The organism is Waterburya sp. (assembly GCF_058530065.1).
The window spans coordinates 1-2333 of record NZ_JBZNBU010000125.1; the positions used below are offsets into that span (position 1 = coordinate 1).

The 2333-nt window shown below is 39.2% G+C and carries 4 protein-coding genes; 1 reads left to right on the forward strand and 3 read right to left on the reverse strand.

Going from position 1 to position 2333, the window contains the following annotated elements:
- The 3 genes from AC33VI_RS08295 to AC33VI_RS08305 all read right to left on the reverse strand — a co-directional run.
- Window positions 1-602, reverse strand: a 602-nt coding sequence (locus AC33VI_RS08295) for an AAA family ATPase (RefSeq protein WP_491781796.1), incomplete at its 3' end; no start/stop codon positions are given.
- A gap of 69 nt (window positions 603-671) precedes the next feature.
- Window positions 672-956: a hypothetical protein gene (locus tag AC33VI_RS08300; RefSeq protein WP_491781799.1), complete on the reverse strand. Its 285-nt coding sequence runs from the start codon at window positions 954-956 to the stop codon at window positions 672-674.
- 3 nt (window positions 957-959) lie between these two features.
- Window positions 960-1694, reverse strand: coding sequence for a tetratricopeptide repeat protein (locus AC33VI_RS08305; protein WP_491781797.1), 735 nt, complete (start codon window positions 1692-1694; stop codon window positions 960-962).
- Between the two features lie 125 nt (window positions 1695-1819).
- On the opposite strand from AC33VI_RS08305, the gene AC33VI_RS08310 reads away from it, so the two are divergent.
- Window positions 1820-2333, forward strand: a 514-nt coding sequence (locus tag AC33VI_RS08310; RefSeq protein WP_491781798.1) for a hypothetical protein, incomplete at its 3' end; no start/stop codon positions are given.

The window sequence follows — 2333 nt, forward strand, 5'->3', positions numbered from 1 at the left end:
ACATCTTCTGGTTCTAATTTGCCGTTAGAGGCGATCGCTCTGGTTAAAACTCTTCTAATTCTTTCTAAGGACAAACCTCTAGCAGCCCTGACTAGTTCGTCTATTAGTTGAGTAGATAAGTTTTGCCCTGTGGCTGAGATGAGGCGTTCGATTTCGGTTTTAATTTCTGGTGCGGAAGGGAGAGCAAAATCGACTACGGTAATGACTTCAGTTAATTCGGCAGGAATTTGTACTTGAGGGGCGATGATAATAATGTTTTTAGGTTGAGATTTGAGTGTTCTAGCTAAGTTACGCAATTCGCGAGATATAGCAATATCTTCTAAAAAACGTTGAAAATCTCTTAAAATAAACACTCCACCAGCTTTAGGAGACATCTTACTAATAAATTCTAAGGCTTGCAAGGGATTGCGCTTGCCGTAGCCCGTATTATTGGGATTATCTTGATAGCCGTTAACAAAATCCCAGATAAAAATATTACGCTTGCCCAATCTTTCTGTCGCTGTGGCGATCGCTTTTTCTGCCCTCTCTTCTTCGTTAGTGGGAAGATAAATTAACGGATAACAAGCTCTTAATAGGAGAGTAAACTCTTCTGCAAAATTCATTATTTATATGGACTAGTTAGGGTTTGCTACAAATGATATCGTTTTTAGTTTTTAGTTGTCGTTACTGCCCTAACTGCTTTTAATTATTGCTAATTTATCCGTTACGTACTTATATAAAGGTTGATTGTTTTGTTGTTTAAATAATTTTGCTGCTATTTCGAGATTGGCGATCGCTTGATCTTTTTCGCCCAAAGTTTGGTAAACCAAGCCCAAATTACCGTAGGCTTCGGCATAATTCTCTTTTAAACCGATCGCTTTTTGATGATCGGAGATTGCTGATTGATATGCTTCAACTTTGTTGTGAGTAATAGCCCGATTGTAATAGGCTTCGGCGTAATTCGGATTTAGCTCGATCGCTTAAGAGAAATCGGCGATCGCTTTTTGATATTCTTGAGTAGCTAAGTAAGTAGTACCGCGATTGTAATAAGTAGGTGCGTGGTTAGAATTCCTGGCAATTACCTTGGTATAGTCGGCGATCGCTTTATCGTATACCTTGGTTTTATGGTAAACATTAGCGCGATTGTAATAGGCTTCTAAATCTTGGGGATTAAGTTCGATGGCGCGATCGTAGTCGTCTACCGCTGAACTATATTGTTTGACTAAATTGTAGCTGCTGGCACGATTGTAATAGGCTTCGCTATCTTCGGGATTGAGACGGATTGCTTCGGTATAGTCAGCGATGGCTTTATCGTGTTGTTTCAAGCGATTATGAACGATACCACGATTAAAATAAGCCACTTGATAGTCAGGATCTAAAGCAATGGCGCGATCGTAGTCGGCAATGGCAGCAGTATTCTCCTGGAGATTTTGATAAATAGTACCGCGATTAAAATAAGCTTTAGCATAATTAGGGCAAAGTTTGATAGCGCGAGCGTAATCAGCAAGGGCTTCTCGATTTTTACCCAGTTTTCCCCAACCATAAGCCCGCAGCATATAGGCTAAAACCGCATTAGTATCCTGCTGAAGAATGGCATCGAGATCTTGAATTCCCGCAGTATAATCCTGTTGCTCGAAATAAAGTTCGCTCCTGCGATAATAGGCTTCTAGATTATTAGGATCTTGTTTAATAGTTTGTTCTAAGTCTGCAAACATTTCTGATTAATTTTATTAATATTTAAAAGCTTAATCTATAAGTCGATCGTGATCGCAGGTTTATTGGGGGAAATCCGTTAGTTTGGAAGGATGATTTGTCTAAAACAATTACCCTGAAAGAATTAATGAACAAGTTACCTCCTTGGATACCCAACTTTAATGCTTGGATGAGTGCGATCGTTTTACTGCTATTGGTGCGAGGTATGAAATATTTGCTGCGAACGATAGTAGCAAACACCGACTATCGCTGGCTGAAAATACTTTCTCTCAACAGTCATGCCATACTCTACTTGCTAATTATTTTATCTCCCATTGCCATCATCGCAGTCGCCCATCACATCTTACATATTGGTTTGGATCTATTTTTTCCCGATAGCCAAACTCCAGAAATGTCGGGCAGGAAATTTTGGTTTCCTGGTTTGATGAGTTGGTGGGAAGGATTATACGGCTGGTTGGCGATCGCTGTTACAGCAATTGTTAGTACTATAATTGGCGTAGTTATTTTTAATCCTAATTACTATTTAACCGCAATGAACCATTGGTGGTTGGGAACAAATAACTTTTTTACTCCATTAATGTTGATTAGATTAATTTGCGCTGCTTATTTATATCAATTCGAGCAATTAGTCAGACATCACT